The sequence below is a fragment of the Cryobacterium sp. 10I1 genome, from assembly GCF_035019805.1.
GTDB classification, from domain to species: Bacteria; Actinomycetota; Actinomycetes; order Actinomycetales; family Microbacteriaceae; genus Cryobacterium; species Cryobacterium glucosi.
The window spans coordinates 1-1257 of record NZ_JASJVF010000481.1 but is presented as its reverse complement, the minus strand read 5'-3'; the positions used below and the strand labels follow the sequence as shown (position 1 = coordinate 1257).

Annotated in this window: 1 protein-coding gene; it reads right to left on the bottom strand. The window is 69.8% G+C overall.

Going from position 1 to position 1257, the window contains the following annotated elements:
- The coding region (locus QN345_RS19235; protein WP_416347685.1) for a DHA2 family efflux MFS transporter permease subunit at positions 1-1257 on the bottom strand (1257 nt) is incomplete at both ends.

Sequence of the window (1257 nt, the reverse complement as noted above, 5' to 3'; positions counted from 1 at the left end):
CTCTGCGCGGTCGACGGTCGCGACGATGAACTGCGCGTTCGGGGCGATGAAGAATCCGCTGCCGAGGCCTGCGATGAGCAGCGGCGGCAGCAGCTCCCAGTTGGTGATCGACGGGCCGATCAGGAGCAGGGCGAGGTAGATCCAGATCAGGCCGGTCGTGACGAGGGTCACGCCGATCACGAGCACCGTGCGGCCGAGGCGCTGCGCGAGCCGGTTGCTCTGCGAGGCGCCGACGATGTTGCCGATCGCGAAGGGGATCGAGACGAGCCCGGACTCGAGGGCGGTGTGGCCGAGGCCCGCCTGCCAGAGGATCGAGATCGTGAAGAAGATGCTTGTGAACGCCGCGAAGTAGACGAGCGCGAGCACGACTCCACCGGAGAAGGCCGGGTGCGAGAACAGGTGCGGCGGCACGAGCGGGCTCTTGCCGCGGCGGGTGTAGTTGACTTCCCAGGCCCCGAACGCGGCGAGGAGCAGCGCGCCGGCGACGAGGGTGAGGTAGGTCCATAGTGGCCAGCCCTGGTCCTGGCCCTCGATGAGCGGCACGAGGAGGGCGACGAGGCCGCCGGAGAGCAGCACGAGCCCGACGAAGTCGATGCCCGAGCTCGGCTTGTTCGGGTCGCGCTCGGCGCCGGCGGGGAGCATGAACACGGCGGCGATGAGCGCCGCGACGCCGATCGGGAGGTTGACCCAGAACACCAGGCGCCAGCCGTTCTCGTCGCCGAACGCCTGGATGATCAGGCCGCCGAGGATCGGGCCGAGCGCGGTCGAGACGCCGATGACCGAGCCCATGATGGCGAACGCCTTGCCGCGCGCCATCGGCGGGAACAGGAGCTGGATCACTGCTGTGACGGCGGGCACGAAGATACCGCCGGCGAGGCCCTGCACGACGCGAGCGATGATCATCTGCAGGTCGTTCTGCGCGAGGCCGCAGGCGAGGCTCGCGAGGGTGAAGAGCGCGAGCCCGGTGAAGAAGACCCACTTGTGGCCGATCCGGTCGCCGAGGCGCCCGGCGGGGATGAGCGCGAGCCCGAACGCGAGCGCATACCCGGAGATGATCCAGGACAGCGTCGCCTCTGAGGCGTTCAGGCTCTCCCGGATGGTCGGCAGGGCGACGTTCACGATCGTGGTGTCGAGCAGCGCCATGAACATGCCGGCCAGCAGCACGATCAGGGCCTGCCACGCGTGGCGGGGGATCACGACGGGAGGTCGGGTGCCGGGCGTGCCGTGGCTGTTGGTCGCGCCGGGCGTGCCGGGCGT